Source organism: Streptomyces sp. NBC_01618 (assembly GCF_045209435.1).
In the GTDB taxonomy this organism is placed as follows: domain Bacteria; phylum Actinomycetota; class Actinomycetes; order Streptomycetales; family Streptomycetaceae; genus Streptomyces.
This window is the reverse complement of sequence record NZ_CP109297.1, coordinates 2,446,511-2,469,173: the sequence shown is the minus strand read 5'-3', so window position 1 is coordinate 2,469,173 and position 22,663 is coordinate 2,446,511. Positions and strand designations below refer to the sequence as shown.

The 22,663-nt window shown below is 71.3% G+C and carries 17 protein-coding genes and 1 pseudogene; 13 read left to right on the top strand and 5 right to left on the bottom strand.

From position 1 onward, the window contains the following. The first annotated feature begins 163 nt into the window (after positions 1-163). A complete protein-coding gene (locus tag OH735_RS11695; RefSeq protein ID WP_406381308.1) occupies positions 164-1,048 on the top strand; it encodes a YceI family protein in 885 nt (294 codons plus the stop codon). Between the two features lie 47 nt (positions 1,049-1,095). Continuing rightward, positions 1,096-1,308, top strand: a pseudogene (locus tag OH735_RS11690) (short-chain dehydrogenase); the annotation flags it as partial. A 156-nt stretch (positions 1,309-1,464) separates the two neighbouring features. Here the strand turns inward: OH735_RS11690 and OH735_RS11685 are convergent. Together OH735_RS11685 and OH735_RS11680 are read right to left on the bottom strand one after the other, a co-directional pair. Further along, positions 1,465-2,568 carry a hypothetical protein gene (locus OH735_RS11685; RefSeq protein WP_406381307.1) on the bottom strand — a complete coding sequence of 368 codons (1,104 nt, stop codon included), beginning with the start codon at positions 2,566-2,568 and terminating at the stop codon, positions 1,465-1,467. A 350-nt stretch (positions 2,569-2,918) separates the two neighbouring features. Next, positions 2,919-3,170 carry a hypothetical protein gene (locus OH735_RS11680; protein ID WP_406386528.1) on the bottom strand — a complete coding sequence of 84 codons (252 nt, stop codon included), beginning with the start codon at positions 3,168-3,170 and terminating at the stop codon, positions 2,919-2,921. A gap of 195 nt (positions 3,171-3,365) precedes the next feature. On the opposite strand from OH735_RS11680, the gene holA reads away from it, so the two are divergent. Continuing rightward, positions 3,366-4,352: a DNA polymerase III subunit delta gene (holA, locus tag OH735_RS11675; RefSeq protein WP_406381306.1), complete on the top strand. Its 987-nt coding sequence runs from the start codon at positions 3,366-3,368 to the stop codon at positions 4,350-4,352. 218 nt (positions 4,353-4,570) lie between these two features. On the opposite strand, the gene rpsT is transcribed toward holA, so the two are convergent. Further along, positions 4,571-4,837 (bottom strand): 30S ribosomal protein S20, encoded by a 267-nt coding sequence (gene rpsT / locus OH735_RS11670; protein ID WP_093897085.1) that lies wholly within the window; start codon positions 4,835-4,837, stop codon positions 4,571-4,573. A gap of 215 nt (positions 4,838-5,052) precedes the next feature. Here rpsT and lepA point away from each other — a divergent pair, with 215 nt between their 5' ends. The 4 genes from lepA to hemW all read left to right on the top strand — a co-directional run bounded on the left by lepA (position 5,053) and on the right by hemW (position 12,632). Continuing rightward, a complete protein-coding gene (gene lepA / locus OH735_RS11665) occupies positions 5,053-6,927 on the top strand; it encodes a translation elongation factor 4 (protein ID WP_406381305.1) in 1,875 nt (624 codons plus the stop codon). A gap of 327 nt (positions 6,928-7,254) precedes the next feature. Further along, a complete protein-coding gene (locus OH735_RS11660; RefSeq protein ID WP_406381304.1) occupies positions 7,255-9,144 on the top strand; it encodes an AMP-dependent synthetase/ligase in 1,890 nt (629 codons plus the stop codon). Between the two features lie 210 nt (positions 9,145-9,354). After that, on the top strand, positions 9,355-11,280 hold the full coding sequence (locus OH735_RS11655; RefSeq protein WP_406386527.1) for a SpoIIE family protein phosphatase: 1,926 nt from the start codon (positions 9,355-9,357) through the stop codon (positions 11,278-11,280). Between the two features lie 110 nt (positions 11,281-11,390). Beyond that, entirely contained in the window at positions 11,391-12,632 is a 1,242-nt protein-coding gene (hemW, locus tag OH735_RS11650) for a radical SAM family heme chaperone HemW (RefSeq protein WP_406381303.1), read from the top strand. 150 nt (positions 12,633-12,782) lie between these two features. Here the strand turns inward: hemW and OH735_RS11645 are convergent, their stop codons facing one another. Both OH735_RS11645 and OH735_RS11640 read right to left on the bottom strand, forming a co-directional pair. Beyond that, a complete protein-coding gene (locus tag OH735_RS11645; protein WP_406381302.1) occupies positions 12,783-13,601 on the bottom strand; it encodes a DUF3097 domain-containing protein in 819 nt (272 codons plus the stop codon). Between the two features lie 25 nt (positions 13,602-13,626). Further along, positions 13,627-14,349, bottom strand: a complete 723-nt coding sequence (locus tag OH735_RS11640) for an MBL fold metallo-hydrolase (protein WP_406381301.1) — start codon at positions 14,347-14,349, stop codon at positions 13,627-13,629. Positions 14,350-14,544: 195 nt separating this feature from the next. Here OH735_RS11640 and hrcA point away from each other — a divergent pair, with 195 nt between their 5' ends. The 6 genes from hrcA (at position 14,545) to OH735_RS11610 (ending at position 22,588) form a co-directional block, all read left to right on the top strand. Next, positions 14,545-15,561, top strand: a complete 1,017-nt coding sequence (gene hrcA / locus OH735_RS11635; RefSeq protein ID WP_266746133.1) for a heat-inducible transcriptional repressor HrcA — start codon at positions 14,545-14,547, stop codon at positions 15,559-15,561. After that, positions 15,562-16,704: a molecular chaperone DnaJ gene (gene dnaJ, locus OH735_RS11630; protein WP_406381300.1), complete on the top strand. Its 1,143-nt coding sequence runs from the start codon at positions 15,562-15,564 to the stop codon at positions 16,702-16,704. Positions 16,705-16,845: 141 nt separating this feature from the next. Then, complete coding sequence (locus OH735_RS11625) at positions 16,846-17,919, top strand: nitronate monooxygenase (RefSeq protein ID WP_406381299.1); 1,074 nt, start codon at positions 16,846-16,848, stop codon at positions 17,917-17,919. Then, complete coding sequence (locus OH735_RS11620) at positions 17,916-18,662, top strand: 16S rRNA (uracil(1498)-N(3))-methyltransferase (protein ID WP_406381298.1); 747 nt, start codon at positions 17,916-17,918, stop codon at positions 18,660-18,662. Before OH735_RS11625 ends, OH735_RS11620 begins: the two co-directional genes overlap by 4 nt. A gap of 81 nt (positions 18,663-18,743) precedes the next feature. Further along, positions 18,744-19,277: a hypothetical protein gene (locus OH735_RS11615; protein WP_406381297.1), complete on the top strand. Its 534-nt coding sequence runs from the start codon at positions 18,744-18,746 to the stop codon at positions 19,275-19,277. Between the two features lie 80 nt (positions 19,278-19,357). After that, positions 19,358-22,588 carry a S41 family peptidase gene (locus tag OH735_RS11610; RefSeq protein ID WP_406381296.1) on the top strand — a complete coding sequence of 1,077 codons (3,231 nt, stop codon included), beginning with the start codon at positions 19,358-19,360 and terminating at the stop codon, positions 22,586-22,588. Positions 22,589-22,663: the final 75 nt, after the last annotated feature.

The following is a 22,663-nucleotide window of genomic DNA, read 5'->3' as shown; positions in this document are numbered from 1 at the left end:
GGACCATCGGTAACACCTCTACGCAAGCCCCTGCGAGCTGCTGCGTTTGCCTCGAACGCCACATCGGTGATCGAATGGATACTCGTCGGTGGGCCGCTGCTCCGACGAGGACGTCCAGCCGTCAGGGCCCAAGGTGAAATCGCCCCCGGGGGGTAGGTAGAAGATGTTCGGCCGTTGGCTGGGAAGCAAGAAGGCGACGGATACGGCGCGCGGCAACGCTCTTGCCGGCTTCGAGGTGCCGCGCACCGCGGGAGTGCTCAGTTGCCGGGTGCTCGACCCCGTCAACGAGATCGTGCCGCATGCCGAGTTCGTCGTCACGGACAGCGCGGGCCGCAAGGTCGTCGGCGGTGAGACGGACCCGTACGGCAGCGTCTTCGCCACGGTCCCGGCCGGTGAGTACCGACTGGCCGTCACGGCCGAGGGCTTCACCCCGTTCCACGGCGCGGCCACGGTCGTCGAAGGCGGCCACGCGAGCCTTGGAGATGTGACGCTGCAACTGTCCGCGCCCCCGCAGTTGCCCGTCCCGGGCGAGTGGGAGGTCGAGCCGATGCACTCACAGATCGGCTTCACGGCCCGGCACATCGGTATGGCGCGCATCCATGGCCGGTTCAACACCTTCGCCGGTGCCGTCCGGATCGCCGACCGCATGGAGGACTCCGCCATGCACGTGATCATCGACGCGGCGTCGATCGATACGAACGTCCAGATGCGCGACGACCATCTGCGTTCCAGCGACTTCCTCGACGTGGGCCGCTATCCGACGCTGGAGTTCTACAGCGACCGCTTCGTCCACCGCGGCGGCACCCGCTGGGGCGTGACCGGCGCGCTGACCCTGCACGGCGTCAGCCGTACGGTCACGCTGGACACCCAGTATCTCGGCCTGGGCAGCGGCCTGGAGGGCGAGACCCGCGCCGCCTGCCGGGCCACCACGGAACTGCACCGCGAGGACTTCACCCTCACCTGGCAGACGATGCTGGCCCGAGGCATCGCGGCCGTCGGCTCCAGCATCGCCATCGACATGGACATCCAGATCGTTCCCAAGGGCTGAGATCGAGGGCGCCGCCGCCGGAGCGCTGCGGCTGGGTGGTGTCCGGCGAGGTCCGAAGCCTGGTGGATCGCGTGGCGACCGACCAGGGTCGGCTGGACATCCTGGTCAACGACATCTGGGGCGGCGAACCCCTCTTTGAATGGGACACCCCTGTATGGGAGCACGACCTCGACAAGGGACTGCGACTGCTCCGGCTCGCGGTGGAGACCCACGCAATCACCAGCCACCACGATCTTCCCCTCCTCCTGCGGAAAGCAGGTACAGATCAGCAACAACCGGTCGGGTCAACGGCTGGACGAGTCACGACCGGGTCTTCGGCATCTGTCTCGCCGTCGAGGGAACCCCTAGGCCGGGGGCGGCCGGCAAGCTTGCCAGCCGCCCCGGGGGCTGAGGACCCGTGACCGACCGCGTCGATGTCAGGGCTGGGCCAGACGCTGGAACATGGCGTCGATCTCGGCCTGGTCGGCGATCAGGGGCAGAGTGTCGAAGGACAGCTCCCACTCGCCCGCCGGACCGAAGCGCTCCACGATCCCGAAGGGGACCGCGCCCTTGGGGCTGGTGACGGTGCCGTGCCACTCCACGAAGGTGTGCGTGCGGCCGAACGCGACCTGGCCCGGCTTCAGCCGGACATCGGCGTGGTCGAAGAGTCGGCGGAGATAGGCCGCCTTGCCGTCGGCGGTCTTGAGGGGCGCGGCGAGGCCAGGTGCGGTCAGGCGGCCGTGTCCGGCCTCGCCGACGAGAGCGTCGATGTCCTCGGTGTTCCAGGCCGCGAGCCGCGCCGTGATGTCCCCGGCGCCGAAGGGGCGCGACGCGGGGCCCCGGTCGGCGACGGCCGGGGCCACGTGCGGGCCCATGTCCGCGTCCGGACCCGTGTCCACGACACCCTCGAACAGGTTGCGCAGCTCCGGGGCGGCCGAGCGGTACACGGTGTACCGGTCGTAGTAGCGCCTGGCCTGGATCGTCTTGCCGTCGTCGGAGAGGACGTTGCGGGCGATCTGCGGATAGCCGACCTTGTGGCCCTTGATGGTGACCTCGTTCCACTGGCCGAACATCACCACCGCACCGTCCGCGACGACTTCGGTGCCCCGATAGCGCAAGTCCGGTACGAGACGCAGCGAGCCGACGATGGAGTTCCCTATGACGGCGTGCCCGCGCTGCGGAGCGCCCCCGGCCTCCCAGAGGGTGGCCTCCGGGTCGAAGATGTCGAGATAGGCGGCGACCCGCGGGTGTCCGACCTCGCCCGGCTGCGGCGGCGTCCCGGTGGTGGTCTCGCCGAATGTGATCTGCCGCTTCATGAACGCGCAGGCGTTGGGGGTGATGCGTCCCTCCAGCGTGCCGACCTTGTCACGGACCTCTGCGCACGCGACCGGGGCCGGTGCGGCGGCCGTCGCGTGCAGCGCGGCTCCCGCGTCCGTGTTCGGGTTTGTGTTCGCGTACGGGTGTGCCGTGCCGAACGCCATCCCGGACACCATCGCGACCGTGACGGCTCCCGCACGCCCCAGCATCTTCGTACCGCGCATCTTCGACCTCACACCCTTCGTAGGGGGAACAACCGTGACCTCAGGTCCTGGTGGAGTGCGTGTCCCGCGCTCCCCGGCCTGTGACGGCAACCCTGCCCGCGTCCGCTCCGAAGATCGATTACGTGCCAGGTAATGGGCCCCGGCCCGGGGCGGGAGGGATGACGCACGACGAACGGTGGTGACCGGGTGGGCGTGACAGGTGGTCCTGACGTGTCGCGGTACGGAGCGTCAGTCGGCGTAGACCGCCGACGGCGGGCCCGCGGGTGCGGCGCCCAGGGTCGGGGCGAGAGCGAAGTCAACGCCATGGTCGATGTGGACCATCCACCTGCGGCACGAGTTCGGCTCGGCGTTCATCCCCGTTGAAGCCAGGGTGCCTCCAGCCAGCCTTCGTACTCCGCCGCCAGCGCGTCGAGTGCCGGCGCCTCGAGCCGGCCGTCCGCGTCCTCCACGACCACCAGCCACTGGGCGTCCTCGGCATCGTCCTCGCCGGCCAGCGCATCGCGTACGAGCTGAGGTTCCTCGGCGACCCCGAAACGGCCGCCGAGCTCTCCGGCCACCTCCTCCGCGGCATCGCGGTCGGGCAGCACCAGCACATGTCTCATATCGCTCACCTGCCCATTCTCCCGTACGGGGCAAGCCGTGCGGTCCGGTCGGCACCGTCTCGCCGAGCGAGTGGTGCCGGGCGCCCGGCGAAGTGCCTCTCCGGCCGCGATGAGTTCGGCAACCGCTTCCGTCACCGCGCGAGGCGGGCAGGGAGTCCGGCGGGCTGTCAGTGGCGCGTGGGATGCTGGACGGCGATGGCCACCAGAAGGAATTCCACCGACGACCCGCTCGCCCCCCTCACCCTCGCCGTGGGCCAGGAGGACCTGCTCCTCGACCGCGCCGTGCAACAGGTGGTGGCGGCGGCCCGCGCCTTTGACCCCGACACGGACGTCCGCGACCTCACCCCGGACCAGCTCCAGCCCGGCACCCTTGCCGAGCTGACGAGCCCGTCGCTCTTCGCCGAGCGCAAGGTGGTGATCGTGCGCAATGCGCAGGACCTCTCCGCCGACACGATCAAGGACGTCAAGGCGTACCTCGGCGATCCGGTCGAGGAGATCACCCTCGTTCTGCTGCACGCGGGCGGCGCCAAGGGCAAGGGGCTGCTGGACGCGGCGCGCAAGGCCGGGGCGCGGGAGGTCGCCTGTCCCAAGACGACCAAACCGGCCGAGCGGCTCTCGTTCGTACGGTCGGAGTTCCGGGCACTGGGGCGCTCGGCGACCCCGGAGGCGTGTCAGGCGCTGGTCGACTCCATCGGCAGCGATCTGCGGGAGCTGGCGAGCGCGGTCTCGCAGCTCGTCGCGGATGTCGAGGGCACGATCGACGAGGCGGTCGTCGCCCGTTACTACACGGGCCGCGCCGAGGCATCAAGCTTCACCGTCGCCGACCGCGCGGTGGAGGGACGGGCGGCGGAAGCGCTCGAGGCGCTGCGTTGGTCGTTGTCGACCGGAGTGGCGCCCGTGCTGATCACCAGCGCGCTGGCGCAGGGCGTACGAGCGATCGGCAAGCTGTCCTCGGCCCGCGGCGGGCGTCCTGCGGACCTCGCCCGTGAGCTGGGCATGCCGCCGTGGAAGATCGACCGGGTGCGCCAGCAGATGCGCGGGTGGACGCCGGACGGCGTGGCCGTGGCGCTGCGGGCGGTCGCGGAGGCGGACGCGGGGGTCAAGGGAGGCGGCGACGACCCGGAGTACGCGTTGGAGAAGGCCGTGGTCGCGGTGGCGCGGGCGGCGCGGTCCGGACGGTAGGACAGCGGTGGCCGGACCGCAGAAACATAACGCGGGCCGAGCAGGGGGTACGCCGAAGGCCCCGGTCTCGCTCTGGGGAGAGCGGAGGCCGGGGCCTTCGGATCACACTCGGTGCGCCGCACCCGCGTGGCGAACGCAGGTTCGGTGTGCGGCGCGGGGGCCGGGCAGGGGCGGGAGAGAGGGCCCGCTGGTCCGTTCCGGCGGTTACATCAGAAAGCTCAGCCCTGGAGGGAGGCAACCTTGGAGGCCAGCGCCGACTTCTTGTTGGCGGCGGCGTTCTTGTGGATGACACCCTTCGAGACGGCCTTGTCGAGCGCGCGGGAGGCGTCGCGAGCGGCCGTGGTGGCCTTCTCGACGTCACCGGCGACGGCAGCCTCACGGGCCTTGCGGATAGCGGTCTTGAGCGAGGACTTGACGGCCTTGTTGCGCAGGCGCGCCTTCTCGTTCGTCTTGTTCCGCTTGATCTGGGACTTGATGTTCGCCACGAAAGAGCCTTTTCAGGTTCGTTGGATCTTCGATGTGCGCCGCACGGCCCGAGAGGGTCGCGAGGCACAGCTGTCAACGGTACCAGCCCCGCTCCGACCGGCCCAAACCGGTCTTCGCCCCGCAACCATGGGACGATGGAGGCTACGTATCGATCCGACCGAACCGACATCGACCCGAGACACGGCGTTCGGCGTCTCAAGAATCAGGACCCTGCGTGCCCGCGACTCCTACCCACGTGCCCGAGCCGAGCCGTACCGACCCGGCGCTGATCCGCAACTTCTGCATCATCGCGCACATCGACCACGGCAAGTCGACCCTTGCCGACCGGATGCTTCAGCTGACGGGCGTGGTCGACCAGCGGCAGATGCGCGCTCAGTACCTCGACCGGATGGACATCGAGCGCGAGCGCGGCATCACCATCAAGTCCCAGGCGGTGCGTCTGCCCTGGGCGCCCGAAACGGGTGAGGACCAGGGCCGCACCCACGTCCTCAACATGATCGACACCCCGGGCCACGTGGACTTCACCTACGAGGTCTCGCGTTCGCTCGCCGCCTGCGAGGGCACGGTCCTGCTGGTCGACGCCGCGCAGGGCATCGAGGCCCAGACGCTGGCCAACCTCTACCTGGCGATGGAGAACGACCTCACCATCGTCCCGGTCCTCAACAAGATCGACCTGCCGGCCGCGCAGCCGGAGAAGTTCTCCGAGGAACTGGCCAACCTCATCGGCTGTCAGCCGGAGGACGTGCTCAAGGTCTCCGCGAAGACCGGCCTCGGGGTGGAAGCGCTGCTCGACCGCGTGGTCAAGGACGTCCCGGCCCCGGTCGGCAACGCCGACGCCCCCGCCCGCGCGATGATCTTCGACTCGGTCTACGACTCGTACCGCGGTGTCGTCACGTACGTCCGTGTCGTCGACGGCCAGCTCAACAAGCGCGAGCGCATCAGGATGATGTCCACCGGCGCCACCCACGAGCTGCTGGAGATCGGCGTCTCCTCCCCGGAGATGACCCCGGCCGACGGCCTCGGCGTGGGCGAGGTGGGCTACATCATCACCGGCGTGAAGGACGTCCGGCAGTCCAAGGTCGGTGACACCATCACCTCCCTGAACAAGGGCGCGAGCGAGGCGCTGGGCGGCTACAAGGACCCCAAGCCGATGGTGTTCTCGGGCCTGTACCCGCTGGACGGCTCGGACTACCCGGACCTGCGCGAGGCGCTCGACAAGCTCCAGCTCAACGACGCCGCCCTGGTGTACGAGCCGGAGACCTCCGCCGCGCTCGGCTTCGGCTTCCGCGTCGGCTTCCTCGGCCTGCTCCACCTCGACGTGATCCGCGAGCGGCTGGAGCGCGAGTTCGGTCTCGAACTCATCGCCACCGCGCCCAACGTGGTCTACCGCGTCGAGATGGAGGACGGCACCGAGCACACCGTCACCAACCCGAGCGAATTCCCCGAGGGCAAGATCGACAAGGTGCACGAGCCCGTCGTGCGCGCCACGGTCCTGGCCCCCAGCGAGTTCATCGGCGCGATCATGGAGCTCTGCCAGAACCGGCGCGGCACCCTCCTCGGCATGGACTACCTCTCCGAGGACCGGGTCGAGATCCGCTACACCCTGCCGCTCGCCGAGATCGTCTTCGACTTCTTCGACCAGCTGAAGTCCAAGACCCGGGGCTACGCCTCCCTCGACTACGAGCCCACCGGCGAGCAGTCCGCCCAGCTCGTCAAGGTCGACATCCTGCTGCACGGCGACAAGGTCGACGCGTTCTCCGCGGTCACGCACAAGGACAAGGCGTACGCGTACGGCGTGCGGCTCGTCGCCAAGCTGCGCGAGCTGATCCCGCGGCAGAACTTCGAGGTGCCGATCCAGGCCGCCATCGGTTCCCGGGTCATCGCCCGTGAGACGGTCCGCGCCATCCGCAAGGACGTCCTCGCCAAGTGCTACGGCGGTGACATCTCCCGTAAGCGGAAGCTGCTGGAGAAGCAGAAGGAAGGCAAGAAGCGGATGAAGATGGTCGGCAATGTGGAGGTGCCGCAGGAGGCCTTCATCGCCGTGCTGTCGACGGACGAGTCGGGCGGGGAGAGCAAGGGCAAGAAGTAGCCCCCCGGATCCGTCCCGTCCTACTCGGTGGTAGGCCAACGGGCCCCTGTGTCGCAGCGCGCTGCGACACAGGGGCCCGTTTGTTATGAAGCGGCGGCCCGTTGCCTCTTACGCGGCGGACGCGCGCGCTCTACCCTGATCACGGCTGTAGTTACTCGCCAGTTAAGCAAGCGGGATCGAGCACCGCGGGCCTGACACCACAGGCCAGGTGCCGCAGGACCGAAACGCAGACCTACGCAGGACACGCACAGGAACAACAGGAACAAGCACCAGTCAGCAGGAACAAGCAGCCGGTCGTGAAGCACTGCCGCAGGCCCGGAGGATGTCGTGAGCGACACACAGACCCTGATCGATAACCGACCGCCCTCCGTGGCGAACCTCTTCGTCGACCGCGTGGCGGCCACCCCCGACGGGGAGGCCTACCGCTACCCCGTCCCGTCGGCCGCCGGCGAGGGGCCCGACGAGTGGAAGTCGCTGAGCTGGGCACAGGCCGCCGAGCGTGTGTACGCCATCGCGGCAGGGCTGATCGGTCTGGGCGTCCAGCCGGAGGAGCGGATCGCGCTCGCCGCCAGTACCCGGGTGGAATGGATCCTCGTCGACCTCGGTGTGATGTGCGCGGGTGCCGCCACCACCACGATCTACCCGTCGACCAACGCCGAGGAGTCGGCGTTCATCCTCTCCGACTCCGAGAGCCGGGTGCTGATCGCCGAGGACGCCGGCCAGCTGGCCAAGGCCCGCGAGCGCCGCGCCGAACTGCCGAACCTCGCCCACGTCGTCGTCATCGACCCCGAGGGCGCCGGGCCCGCCGAGGACGACCCCGAGGGCTGGGTGCTCACCCTCGCCGACCTGGAGGCCCGTGGCGCCGAGCACTTGGCGAAGAACCCCGGCGCGGTTCAGGAGCGGGTGTCCGCGATCACGGCCGACCAACTGGCCACCCTGATCTACACCTCCGGCACCACCGGCCGCCCCAAGGGCGTACGCCTGCCGCACGACAACTGGTCGTACATGGCCAAGGCCACCGTCGGGACCGGCCTGATCACCAAGGACGACGTCCAGTACCTCTGGCTGCCGCTCGCGCACGTCTTCGGCAAGGTCCTCACCTCCGGCCAGATCGAGGTCGGCCACGTCACCGCCGTCGACGGCCGGGTCGACAAGATCATCGAGAACCTGCCGGTGGTCCAGCCGACGTACATGGCCGCCGTTCCCCGTATCTTCGAGAAGGTCTACAACGGTGTCGCGGCCAAGGCGCGGGCCGGCGGCGGGGCCAAGTACAAGATCTTCCAGTGGGCGGCCAAGGTCGCCCGCGAGTACGCGGCCGTCTCGCAGGACAACTTCCGGCGCACCGGCACGGCCTCCGTCCCGTTCGCGCTCGGCGCCAAACACAAGGTCGCCGACGCCCTGGTCTACGCCAAGATCCGCGAGGCCTTCGGCGGCCGGCTGCGCGCCTGTGTCTCCGGCTCGGCTGCCCTCGCCCCCGACATCGGCTTCTTCTTCGCGGGCGCCGGCATCCACATCCTGGAGGGCTACGGCCTCACCGAGTCCAGCGCCGCCTCCTTCGTCAACCCGGGCGAGGCCTACCGCACCGGCACCGTCGGCAAGCCGCTCCCCGGCACCGAGGTACGGATCGCCGACGACGGCGAGATCCTGCTGCGCGGCCCCGGTCTGATGCAGGGCTACCAGGGGCTGCCGGAGAAGACCGCCGAGGTGCTGGAGGCGGACGGCTGGTTCCACACGGGTGACATCGGAGAGCTGTCCGTGGACGGCTACCTCCGGATCACCGACCGCAAGAAGGACCTCATCAAGACGTCCGGCGGCAAGTACATCGCCCCGGCGGAGGTCGAGGGACAGTTCAAGGCGGTCTGCCCGTTCGTCTCCAACATCCTCGTGCACGGCGCGGACCGTAACTTCTGCACCGCGCTGATCGCCCTCGACGAGCCGACCATCCTCGGCTGGGCCGCCGAGAACGGTCTGGGCGGGAAGCCGTACGCCGACGTGGTGGCCGCCCCGCAGACCGTCGCGCTCATCGAGGGCTATGTGAAGCGGCTCAACGAGGGGCTGCAACGCTGGCAGACCATCAAGAAGTTCCGGCTGCTGCCCCGCGATCTCGACATCGAGCACGGCGAGCTGACGCCCAGTCTCAAACTGAAGCGGCCGGTCGTCGAGCGGGAGTACAAGGACCTCATCGACGACATGTACGCGGGGAGCCGCGAGGCGTAACCCAAGTCCTCGGACGGTGGCCGCACGGTGCGGCCGCCCCTGTCCCGGTCCGCTCACTTTCTCTGCCCACTTCGGCAACTCGTCGCTTATGGGCATGGTCAATCTGTCACTCTGTCGGTGTCGTCAGTGGCACCCAGTGAGAACAGTCAGACAGAACGAGAACAGACAGAGCGCGAACAGGTCAGGAGCTGCACCGTGGGGCCCATTCCCTTGCAGCGGGACATCGTTGAACGTCCCGGCATCACCGTCGGTCATGCGGACGCAAGGCCCGTCGCCCGTACGTCCCTGCCCGGAAACCTCCTCGCACCCTCCGCCGGCCGCCGGTTCGTCGAGGCGGCGCTCACCGAATGGAGCGGGCTCGGACTGCCGGCGGCCGTGGGCTTCAGCGAGCGGCTGGTCGACGACGCGGCGGTCGTCGTCAGCGAGCTGGTCACCAACGCGGTCGTGCACGCCGGGACCAACGTCGAGCTGCTGTGCCGGCTGGAGGAGGCCACCGAGGACGAGGCCGCGGCCCTGGTGCTGGAGGTCTCCGACCACCACCCGGCCCGCGCCGTGCGCAGCGAAAGTTCCAAGGACGGCGGCCCGGCCGACGCGGCGGAGAGCGGGGTCACCACCGGCTCCGCCGATCCCGCCGAGTACGGTCGCGGACTCCAGCTCGTCGGCACCCTCGCCGAGCGCTGGGGCATCACGTACCGCACCGGCCTCAAGACCGTCTGGGCCCGGCTCCCCGTCGACGACTGGAATCCGTTCCCCGAACCGTCCACCGAGCCCGGATTCCAGCAGGGACTGCGCGCCGCCGAACTGCTCGCACCCAGCGCCCGGCGGGCCCTGCGCGACGGCGCGGACTGGGCGGGCCGCGGCGCGCTCTCGTTCCTCGCCGAGGCCTCGGACCTGCTCGCCGGCCAGCTCGACGAGGACATCGTGGCGGCGCTCGCCGGACAGTTACTGGTGCCCAGACTCGCCGACTGGTGCGCGATCTGGCTCGAACCCGAGAACGGCGGTCCCGCGGCAGTGCCCCGGCTCGCCAGCGTCTGGCACCGCGACGAGGCCGAGACCGGGCAGCTGCGCACGCTGCTGGAACAGGACCCGATCCGGCTGCCCGAGCGGGTGGGCACCGGCCCCGTCTCGCTGCCCTGGCCCGGGGTGGAGGAGGACGGCGAGAAGGCCGACGAGCGCCCCGAGTCCGCGCTCGCCTACCGGATCACCTCGGGCGGCCGGACCCTCGGCGCCGTACTCCTCGGCCGCGAGGGCGCCGCACGCGTCCCCGACGAAGTGACCGCCCTGATCGAGGACTTCGTACGCCGTGTCGGCCTCGCCGTCGGCGCCGCCCGCGCCTACACCCGCCAGGCCACCATCAGCCGCATCCTGCAACGCGCGCTGCTGCCCAGCAAGGTCGCCGACATACCCGGCGTCACCAGCTCACTGGTGTACGAACCCAGCGACGACGGGGTCGTCGGCGGAGACTTCTACGACATTTTCCCGTGCCCCGGCGACCGCTGGTGCTTCGTCCTCGGCGACGTCCAGGGCAGCGGCCCCGAAGCCGCCGTCGTCACCGGCCTGGCCCGGCCCTGGCTGCGGCTGCTGGCCCGGGAGGGTTTCGGCGTCGGCGAGGTGCTGGACCGGCTCAACCGGCTGCTCCTCGACGATGCGATGGAGGCCGCCGAGGCGGCCGCGCTCATGGTGGCCGCGGCGGGCGGCCAGCAGACGGCGGACACCGGACAGTCCCGCTTCCTCTCCCTGCTGTACGGGGAACTGGTGCCGCTGCCCGACGGCGGCGTGCGCTGCACCGTGGCCAGCGCCGGCCACCCGCTGCCGCTGCTGCTGCGGCCAGACGGCGAGGTGTGCCCGGCCGCCGAGCCGCAGATGCTGCTCGGGATCTTCGACGACGTGGCGTACGAGAGCCAGAGCTTCGACCTGGCACCGGGCGACAGCCTGCTGTGCGTCACGGACGGCGTGACGGAACGGCGCTCCGGAGCGCTGATGTTCGACGACGGGGACGGTCTGGCCCGGGCGCTGGCCGACTGCGCCGGGCTGTCGGCGGACGGGATCGCGGACCGCATCAAGCGGTCCGTGCATGAATTCGCCGAGCGGCCGCCCGACGACGATCTGGCGCTGCTGGTGCTGCAGGCCGGGTGAGGCCGGGCGGCCGGGGCGGGCGCCGGGCCTCACCCGGCCCGCGTCCGGAGACGGACGGTCGGCTTCCGTGATCATGGACGTGGCCCGGGGTTCCCCGGCGGCGAGCGACAATGGGCGGTATGCCTTCCGTACTGCCCGATGGTGAACCCGTACCCGACGACGGGGCGCTGCCCCGCCATGCCCTGGAAGGCGCCGCCGACCGGCCGCTCGGCTTCTACCTGCATGTGCCCTACTGCGCGACCCGCTGCGGCTACTGCGACTTCAACACCTACACCGCCACCGAGCTGCGCGGCTCGGGCGGTGCGCTGGCCTCCCGGGACAACTACGCCGCCCACCTGATCGGCGAGGTCCGCCAGGCCCGCAAGGTCCTCGGCGACGATCCGCGTCCGGTCCGTACGGTCTTCGTCGGCGGCGGCACTCCCACCCTGCTGGCCGCCGCGGATCTCGTACGGATGCTGGGCGCGATCCGCGAGGAGTTCGGGCTCGCGGACGACGCCGAGATCACCACCGAGGCCAACCCGGAATCCGTCGGTCCGGCGTACCTGGCCGAGCTGCGCGAGGGCGGCTTCAACCGGGTCTCGTTCGGGATGCAGAGCGCCCGGCAGCACGTGCTGAAGATCCTGGACCGCACGCACACGCCGGGCCGGCCCGAGGCATGCGTCGCCGAGGCGCGGGAGGCGGGCTTCGAGCACGTCAACCTCGATCTGATCTACGGAACGCCCGGGGAGTCCGACGACGACTGGCGGGCCTCGCTGGACGCGGCGATCGGCGCGGGGCCGGACCACGTGTCGGCGTACGCGCTGATCGTCGAGGAGGGCACGCAGCTGGCCCGGCGGATCCGGCGCGGCGAGATCCCGATGACCGATGACGACGCCCACGCGGACCGGTACCTGATCGCGGACGAGGCGATGGCCGCGGCGGGCTTCTCCTGGTACGAGGTGTCGAACTGGTCCCGTACGCCCGAGGGCCGGTGCCTGCACAACGAGCTGTACTGGCGGGGCGCCGACTGGTGGGGCGCCGGTCCCGGGGCGCACAGCCATGTCGGCGGGGTGCGCTGGTGGAACGTGAAGCATCCGGGGGCGTACGCGCAGGCGCTGGCCGAGGGGCGGTCGCCGGGGGCCGGGCGCGAGATCCTCTCCGAGGAGGACCGGCGAGTGGAGCGGATCCTGCTGGAGCTCCGGCTCCAGGACGGGTGCCCGTTGTCGCTGCTGGCACCGGCCGGGCTGGCCGCTTCCCGCCGCGCCCTGGCGGACGGGCTCCTGGAGTCCGGTCCGTACGAGCGGGGGCGGGCGGTGCTGACCCTGCGGGGGCGGTTGCTGGCGGATGCGGTGGTGCGGGATCTGGTGGACTGAGGGTGGTGCGGGGCGGGGGTGCGCCTGCGGCGGGCTTGTTCCCCCGCCCGCACCCCTTCCCGTAACCGGGGGCTCTGCCCCGGACCCTCGCTCCTCAATCGCCGGAGGGGCTTGATTTCGCTCCTCGATCGCCGGAGGGCTGTCGGCTGGTTACTCGGGGGCCGTCACGAAGTCGATCAGGTGTTCCACGGAGCCCAGCAGGGCCGGCTCCAGATCCCGGTACGAGCGCACCGTGGACAGGATCCGCTGCCAGGCCGCGCCCGTGTTCTCCTCCCAGCCCAGCGCGCGGCACACGCCCGTCTTCCAGTCCTGGCCGCGCGGGATCACCGGCCAGGCGGCGATCCCCACGGACGACGGCTTCACCGCCTCCCACACGTCGACGTAGGGGTGGCCGACCACCAGCACGTTCGCGTCCGAGACCTGCTCCGCGATCCGGGACTCCTTGGAGCCGGGAACGAGGTGGTCGACCAGGACGCCCAGCCTGGCGTCCGGGCCGGGGGAGAACTCGCGCACGACGGCCGGGAGGTCGTCGACGCCTTCCAGGTATTCGACGACCACGCCCTCGATCCGCAGATCGTCGCCCCAGACCCGCTCGACCAGTTCCGCGTCGTGCCGGCCCTCCACATAGATCCGGCCCGCCCGCGCGACCCGGGCGCGCGCCCCGGGGACCGCGACCGAGCCCGAGGCCGTGCGCGCCGGGCGCACGGGCGCGGCGGCCGACGGACGTACGAGCGTGACCACCCGGCCCTCCAGCAGGAAGCCGCGCGGCTCCATCGGGAACACCCGGTGCTTGCCGAAACGGTCCTCCAGGGTCACCGTCGGTCCCTGGGCCGTCTTCTCACAGCGGATCACCGCACCGCAGAATCCGGTGGAGACCTCCTCCACGACCAGATCGGGCTCGGCGGGGACCTCGGGAACGGGGGCGGACCTCTTCCACGGCGGGGTCAGGTCCGGCTGGTAGCTGCGCATCGGAAGACGATAGGACGGGAACCGGTCACGACACGCCGAAGAGGGCGGCCAGCCGGTCCCGCTGCCCCCTGACGAACGCCGCGTCCACCACCGCCCCGTGCCCCGGCACGTACACCGCGTCCTCGCCCCCGAGTTCCAGCAGCCGGTCCAGCGCGGCCGGCCAGCGCGACGGGACCGCGTCCCGGCCCGCCTGCGGTTCGCCGGACTCCTCGACCAGGTCCCCGCAGAGCACCACCGCGGGGGAACCGGGCACGAGCACGGCCAGGTCGTGGCCGCTGTGGGCGGGGCCCACGTTCGCCAGCAGCACCTGGCGGCCGCCCCCCAGATCGAGCGTCCACTCGCCGCACACCTCGTGGTGCGGCGCCACCACGACGCCGGTGGCCTCCGCCGCGTCATGCTCGGGCACCCCGTGGCGTACCGCGGAGGCGTACAGGGAGTCCGCCCCGGACTTCAGCAGGCCGGCCATGCCGACCGCCCCGTACACCTGGGCGGCGGAGAAGGCCGCGGTGCCCAGTACGTGGTCGAAGTGCGGGTGGCTGAGTGCGATATGCGTCACCTTGCGGCCGAGCAGGGCCTGTGCTTGAGCCCGCACTTCGGCGCCCTCGCGGAGGGTCGATCCGGTGTCGTAGAGCAGAACTCCCTCCGCTCCGGCCACCAGCGCGACGGTCGCATCCCATCCGGGAAGGCGCCGACGGCCCATTCCGTGACCGAGTCGCTCCCAGCCGAACTCTTCCCAAGAGGCATCCATGCAGCGACGCTATCGGCAACGACCTGCGCGGTCTCGGGGTAGCGTGGCCGGTCGCCCTTGCTAGGCCCCCACTCGGCCGCCGTACACTTGCGGGGGGATTGCTGGCACTCGCGACGACAGAGTGCCAGGCGGTTTCCTGGGAATGAACCAGGAACGGCCCGAGAACCACGAGGAACACAGCTGGAGGTGTGCGCGATGCTCAGCGAACGCAGACTCGAAGTGCTGCGCGCCATCGTCCAGGACTATGTCGGCACCGAGGAGCCCGTGGGTTCCAAGGCGCTCACCGAGCGGCACAAGCTGGGGGTCTCCCCGGCCACCGTCCGCAACGACATGGCGGTGCTGGAGGACGAGGGCTTCATCGCCCAGCCCCACACCAGTGCGGGACGCATCCCGACGGACAAGGGCTACCGGCTCTTCGTCGACAAGCTCGCGGGCGTCAAGCCCCTCTCGTCGCCGGAACGCCGTGCCATTCACAACTTCCTCGACGGTGCGGTCGACCTCGACGACGTCGTGGGCCGTACCGTACGGCTGCTCGCGCAGCTGACCCGGCAGGTCGCCATCGTGCAGTACCCCTCGCTGACCCGGTCCACGGTGCGGCATGTGGAGCTGCTGTCGCTGGCGTCCGCCCGGCTGATGCTCGTGCTGATCACGGACACCGGCCGGGTCGAGCAGCGCATGATCGACTGTCCCGCCCCGTTCGGTGAGACGTCTCTCGCCGATCTGCGGGCCCGGCTCAACAGCCGGGTTGTCGGGCGCCGCTTCGCGGATGTCCCGCAGCTGGTGCAGGATCTGCCGGACTCGTTCGAGAGCGAGGACCGGGGAACGGTCTCCACCGTGCTCTCCACCCTGCTCGAAACCCTCGTCGAGGAGACGGAGGAGCGGCTGATGATCGGCGGCACCTCCAACCTCACCCGCTTCGGGCACGACTTCCCGGTGATGATCCGGCCGGTGCTGGAGGCACTGGAGGAGCAGGTCGTGCTGCTGAAGCTGCTCGGCGAGGCCAAGGACTCAGGCATGACCGTACGAATCGGGCACGAGAACGCCCACGAGGGGCTCAACTCCACGTCCGTCGTCGCGGTCGGCTACGGTTCGGGCGACGAGGCAGTCGCCAAACTCGGCGTGGTCGGACCGACCCGCATGGACTACCCCGGAACGATGGGAGCGGTACGCGCAGTGGCACGTTACGTCGGACAGATCCTGGCGGAGTCGTAAGTGGCCACGGACTACTACGCCGTACTCGGCGTGCGCCGCGACGCATCTCAGGATGAGATCAAGAAGGCATTCCGGCGGCTCGCTCGCGAGCTGCATCCGGATGTGAACCCCGATCCGAAGACCCAGGAGCGGTTCAAGGAGATCAACGCCGCCTACGAGGTGTTGTCGGACGCGCAGAAGAAGCAGGTCTACGACCTCGGCGGCGACCCGCTGTCCGCCTCCGGCGGCGGTGGCGGTGGCGCGGGCGGATTCGGACAGGGTGGCTTCGGCAACTTCTCCGACATCATGGACGCGTTCTTCGGTACGTCGTCGCAGCGCGGACCCCGTTCGCGCACCCGGCGCGGCCAGGACGCGATGATCCGGCTGGAGATCGATCTCGCCGAGGCCGCGTTCGGCACCACGAAGGACATCCAGGTCGACACGGCGGTCGTCTGTGCGACCTGCAACGGCGAGGGCGCCGCACCCGGCACCTCCGCACAGACCTGTGACATGTGCCGCGGCCGCGGTGAGGTCTCCCAGGTCACCCGGTCCTTCCTCGGCCAGGTCATGACCTCGCGGCCCTGCCCGCAGTGCCAGGGCTTCGGTACGGTCGTGCCGACCCCGTGCCCGGAGTGCGCCGGCGACGGCCGCATCCGGTCCAGGCGCACGCTCACCGTGAAGATCCCTGCCGGTGTCGACAACGGCACCCGCATCCAGCTCGCGGGCGAGGGCGAGGTCGGCCCCGGCGGCGGCCCGGCCGGCGACCTGTACGTGGAGATCCACGAGCTGCCGCACTCGGTGTTCCAGCGCCGCGGCGACGATCTGCACTGCACGGTCACCATCCCCATGACGGCGGGCGCGCTCGGCACCAAGGTGCCGCTGGAGACGCTCGACGGCCTGGAGGAGGTCGACATCCGGCCCGGTACGCAGTCGGGCCAGTCGGTCCCGCTGCACGGCCGCGGCATCACGCATCTGCGGGGCGGCGGGCGCGGCGATCTGATCGTGCACGTCGAGGTCATGACCCCGACCAAGCTGGACCCGGAACAGGAACGACTGCTGCGGGACCTCGCGAAGCTGCGCGGCGAGGAGCGGCCCACCGGCCAGTTCCAGCCCGGGCAGCAGGGGCTGTTCTCCCGTCTGAAGGACGCCTTCAACGGCCGGTGACGGTCCCTGCCCTTGCCTACCGTCCCCGTACGCCGAACGGGCTCGCTTGCCGAGCCGTCCGGCGTACGGGGACAGATTTAAGGACAAAGAGGACCTGGGGCTGGGCACGCCGAGGTGTGCGGGACGTGACACGATGCGGTCATGTCATCCGTGTTGACCGATCTCTGCCGGTATCCGATCGTGCAGGCCCCGATGGCAGGGGGTGTCTCCTGTCCGCAGCTCGTCGCGGCCGTCGCCGAAGCGGGCGGTCTCGGCTTCCTCGCCGCCGGGTACAAGACGGCGGACGGCATGTACCACGAGATCAAGCAGCTGCGCGGGCTGACCGGCCGGCCCTTCGGCGTCAATCTCTTCATGCCGCAGCCCGCACTCGCCGATCCGAGCGCCGTCGAGGTGTACCGGCACCAACTCGCCGGTGAGGCCACCTGGTACGAGACGCCGCTCGGCGACCCGGACTCCGGTGGCGACGACAACTACGACGCCAAACTCGCGATCCTCCTGGAGGACCCGGTCCCGGCCGTCTCGTTCACCTTCGGCTGCCCGACCCGGGACACCCTCGACGCGTTCGCCGCGGTCGGCACGTACACCGTCGTGACGGTCACCACGCCCGAGGAGGCCCAGGCCGCCCAGTGGGCGGGCGCCGACGCGGTCTGCGTCCAGGGCATAGAGGCCGGCGGCCACCAGTCCACCCATCGTGACGACCCGCAGACCGACGGCACGGGGATCGGAGTCCTCTCCCTGGTGGCCCAGGTCCGCGAGACCGTACAGGTGCCGATCATCGCCGCGGGCGGGCTGATGCGCGGCTCCCAGATCACGGCGGTGCTCGCCGCGGGCGCGGCGGCGGCGCAGCTCGGCACGGCGTTCCTCGTCTGCCCCGAGTCCGGGGCGAATCTGCTGCACAAACAGGCGCTGACCAACCCGCTGTTCGTACGGACCGCCCTGACCCGGGCCTTCTCCGGCCGCCCGGCCCGCGGCCTGGTCAACCGCTTCATGCGCGAGCACGGCCCGTACGCCCCCGCCGCCTATCCGCAGGTCCACTGTCTGACCGCCGGTCTGCGCAAGGCGGCGGCCAGGGCGGGCGACGCCCAGGGCATGGCGCTGTGGGCGGGCCAGGGGCACCGGCTGGCCCGCGAGCTGCCCGCCGGCCGGCTGATCGAACTGCTCGTCGAGGAACTGGACGCCGCACGGACGGCCGTGAACACAGGGAGTACGCAGTGACCGCACCCGTCTTCGTCGTCGAACAGGTCCCGGGCGGGCCCGAGTTCGTCCTGGAGGGATCCGAGGGACGGCACGCCGTATCGGTCAAGCGGCTGCGCGCCGGTGAGGACGTCGTGCTGACGGACGGCCACGGCCGGTGGACGCAAGGGGTCGTCAGGGCCGCCGAGGGCAAGGACCGGCTCGTGGTCATGGACCTGGTGACGGTCCGCGAGGAGCCGCGGCCCACGCCCCGTATCACCGTCGTCCAGGCGCTGCCCAAGGGCGACCGCGGCGAGCTCGCGGTCGAGACGACGACGGAGACGGGTGTCGACGCGATCGTGCCCTGGCAGGCCTCGCGCTGCATCACGCAGTGGAAGGGCGACCGCGGCCTCAAGTCCCTGGCGAAATGGCGCAACACCGCCCGGGAGGCCGGCAAACAGTCGCGCCGGGTGCGCTTCCCGGAGGTGGCCGACGCGATGACGACCAAGCAGGTCGCCGCGCTGCTGGCCACGGCGGACTTCGCCGCCGTCCTGCACGAGGACCGGGAGCACGACAGCGAGCCGCTGGCCACCGTCCAACTCCCCACCCAGGGCGAGATCGTGCTGGTCGTCGGCCCCGAGGGCGGTGTGTCACCGGACGAACTGGCGATCTTCGCCTCGGCGGGCGCCCGCACCTGCCGGCTCGGCACGTCCGTCCTGCGCACCTCGACGGCGGGCACGGCGGCGACGGCACTGCTGCTGGGGCGCACCGGCCGCTGGTCGTGAGCCCCCCGCGCTCCGGCGCCAACTCCGGTATGGCCGCAAGCCGTCTACCGTTCCGTGGGGGAACGGTGGGAAGCTGCCCGTATGGGGACATCAAGGGCATGGGGTCGGAGAAGGACCCGTCGCTTTCTGGCCGCGTCCGCGCTCGCGGGTGCGGCGGCCGCCGGTGTGGTGGCCTGTGAGCCCGTGGGCGGGCTGAACTCCGTATCCATCGCCGTGACCACCGACCGGACCGCGACCAGCGCCCTGGAGAGCGACGGGGTCCAAGTCCAGTGGCTCAACTGCACGGCCGATACCGGCGCGGGGCCGACCGCGGGCGCGTCGCCCGCCGCCTCCGCGCGCCGGATCGCGGACGTCGACTGCACCGGAAGGACCAAGGACGGCAAGGACATCAGGGTCAACGGCACCGTGACCCAGGAGCTCGACGGGCAGTGCGTGCGGGGCGACCTGACCGCGAAGGCCGGCGGGAAGGTCGTCTTCCGGGCAGCTGTGCTGGGCAACTGCAACGCCGCCCCGTCGACCGGCGCGGTGAACCCGCCTCTCGGCGGCGGCAGCGGCACCGCACGGCCGACGGTGACGGTGACGGTGACGGTGACCGAATCGTTCCGGGGCAAATGAGTGTGGCGGGCACCGAACCACCCGGTGGACTCCGGCCAACTCGGTTCCGCGGAGCACGCCCGCGGCCTAGGGTGATCGATGTGACGCAGCCTGCTTACCTCCGATACCCCCATGTCCAGGGCGATTCGATCGCCTTCACCGCCGAGGACGATGTCTGGCTGGCGCCGCTGGACGGCGGCCGAGCCTGGCGTGTCAGCGCCGACAACCGACCCGTCACCAACCCGCGGATATCGCCCGACGGAACGCGCATCGCCTGGACATCCACCCGGGACGGGGCGCCCGAAGTGCACGTCGCACCGGTCGACGGCGGCCCCTCCGAGCGGCTCACGTACTGGGGCGACGCGCGGACCTCCGTACGCGGCTGGACGCCCGAGGGCGACGTACTCGTCATCAGCACCCAGGGGCAGGCATCGCTGCGGCGAAGCTGGGCCAGGGCCGTCCCGGTCGACGGCGGGCCCGCGCGGACCCTGCCGTACGGGCCGGTCGGCTCCCTCGCGTACGGGCCCGGCGGACGGGTCCTGCTGCTCTCGGCCACCATGGGGCGCGAGGCCGCCACGTGGAAGCGCTACCGGGGCGGCACCGCGGGCAAGCTGTGGATCGCGGCAGAGGGCGCGGCCGACGGCCCGGCGGAGTTCGTCCGGCTGCACGAAGACCTCGACGGGAACATCGAATGCCCGATGTGGGTCGGTGACCGCGTGGCGTTCCTCTCCGACCACGAGGGCGTCGGCGCGCTCTACTCCTCGCTCCCCGACGGCTCGGACCTGCGCCGTCACACCGAGGCCGACGGCTTCTACGCCCGCCACGCGACCACCGACGGCACCCGCGTCTGCTACGCCTCGGCCGGTGAGCTTTGGCTGCTGGACGACCTCGAAGGCGCCGCGCCCCGCCGCCTCGACGTCCTGCTCGGCGGCCAGCGCGCCGACCTCCAGCCCCACCCCGTGCACGCCGACAGCCACCTCGACGCCGCGTCCCCGGACCGCACGGGCCGCGGCAGCGCGGTCGGGACGCGCGGCGCCGTCCACTGGGTCACCCACCGCGAGGGCCCGGCCCGCGCGCTCGCCGTCGAACCGGGGGTGCGGGCGCGCATGCCCCGCGCCTTCCAGGCCGACGGCGACCAGCACGTCGTCTGGGTCACCGACGCCGAGGGCGACGACGCCCTGGAGTGCGCACCCGCCACCGGCACCGCACCGGGCTCCGTGCCGCGCCGCCTCGCCGCGGGCCGCATCGGCAGGGTCCTCGACCTCGCCGCGGCCCCGGACGGCAGCCGGTTCGCCGTCGCCGCGCACGACGGGCGGGTACTGATCGTCGAGCGGGAGAGCGGCGAGGTCCACGAGGTGGACCGCAGCGAACACGGCGACGCCTCCGGCCTCGTCTTCTCGCCCGACTCCTCCTGGCTCGCCTGGTCGCACCCCGGGCCCGAACCGCTCAGGCAGCTCAAGCTCGCCCACGTCGCCGACCTGTCGGTCGCCGAGGCCACCCCGCTGCGCTTCCGGGACTTCTCCCCGGCGTTCACCACCGACGGCAAGCACCTCGCGTTCCTCTCCGAGCGGTCCTTCGACCCGATCTACGACGCCCACGTCTTCGACCTGGCGTTCATCGGTGCCTGCCGTCCGCATCTGCTGACGCTCGCCGCCACCACGCCCTCCCCGTTCGGACCGCAGCGCCACGGCCGCCCCACCGAGAAGGAGAAGAGCGGCGACGGCGAGGACAACCCGACCGCGCTGCCCGTCACCCGCATCGACCTCGAAGGGCTCGCCGACCGGATCGTGCCGCTGCCCGTCGAGGCCGCCAGCTACTCCACGCTGCGCGCCGCGAAGGACGGACTGCTGTGGCTGAACCACCCGGTGACCGGAGTGCTCGGCACGAGCGGTGCCACGCCGGACGCCCACCGGCCCGAGACCGTCCTCGAACGGTACGACCTGGAGAAGCTGCGCCGCGAGGAACTCGCCTCCGACGTCGGCGGGTTCGAGGTCAGCGGCGACGGCCGGCGGATCGCCCTGCGGACCCGGGGCAAGCTGCGCGTCGTACCGTCCGACAGCCGCGTCCCGGCCGGTGACGACGACCACGACGGCAGCAGCGACAGCGTCACCGTCGACCTCTCCAGGATCCGCCGGACCCTCGAACCGGCCGCCGAGTGGCGGCAGATGTACGACGAGGCCGGGCGCATCATGCGGGACAACTTCTGGCGCCCCGACATGGGCGGCATCGACTGGGACGGAGTCCTGGACCGCTACCGCCCGGTGTTGGAGCGGGTCGCCACCCACGACGACCTGATGGACCTGCTGTGGGAGGTGCAGGGCGAGCTCGGCACCTCGCACGCCTATGTGACACCGCCCGGCGGCTGGCGTGACGACTCCGCCCGGCAGGGTCTGCTCGGCGCGGACATCTCCCGTACGGGCGAGGGGAGTTGGCGCGTCGACCGGATCCTGCCGTCCGAAACCTCCGACCCGGCGGCCCGTTCGCCGCTCGCCGCACCCGGCGTGGCGGTGCGCGTCGGCGACGCGATCCTCGCCGTCGACGGCCATCCGGTCGACCCGATGGCCGGGCCCGGACCGCTGCTCACCGGTTCCGCCGGGAAACCGGTCGAGCTGACCGTCTCACCGGTGGACGGCGGCGACCCGCGCCATGTCGTCGTCGTGCCGGTCGCCGACGAGGAGGCGCTGCGCTACCACGCGTGGGTCGCCGACCGGCGGGCCTACGTCCACGAGCACTCCGGCGGCCGCCTCGGCTACCTCCACGTCCCCGACATGGTCGGCTCCGGCTGGGCGCAGCTCCACCGCGATCTGCGGCTCGAAGTGGCCCGCGAGGGGCTGGTCGTGGACGTCCGGGAGAACCGCGGCGGCCACACCTCGCAGCTGATCGTGGAGAAGCTCGCCCGGCGCATCGTCGGCTGGGACCTGCCGCGCGGCATGCAGCCGTACAGCTACCCGGAAGACGCGCCGCGCGGCCCGGTGGTGGCCGTCGCCAACGAGTTCTCCGGCTCGGACGGCGACATCGTGAACGCCGCGATCAAGGCACTGCGCATCGGCCCGGTGGTCGGCACGCGTACCTGGGGCGGCGTCGTCGGCATCGACAGCCGCTACCGGCTGGTGGACGGGACGCTGGTCACCCAGCCCAAGTACGCGTTCTGGTTGGAGGGTTACGGCTGGGGCGTGGAGAACCACGGGGTCGATCCCGACGTCGAGGTCGTGATGGCGCCGCAGGACCATGCGGCGGGGCGCGATCCGCAGCTGGACGAGGCGATCCGGATCGCGCTCGCGTCGCTGGCGGAAACCCCGGCGAAGCGGGCGCCGGAGCGGCCGGGGGCGTAAAGGGCGTGCGGGGCGGGGTGCGGGTGCGCCGTAGCGGCGGGCCCGTTCCCCTGCCCGCCCCTTCCCGAACCGGGG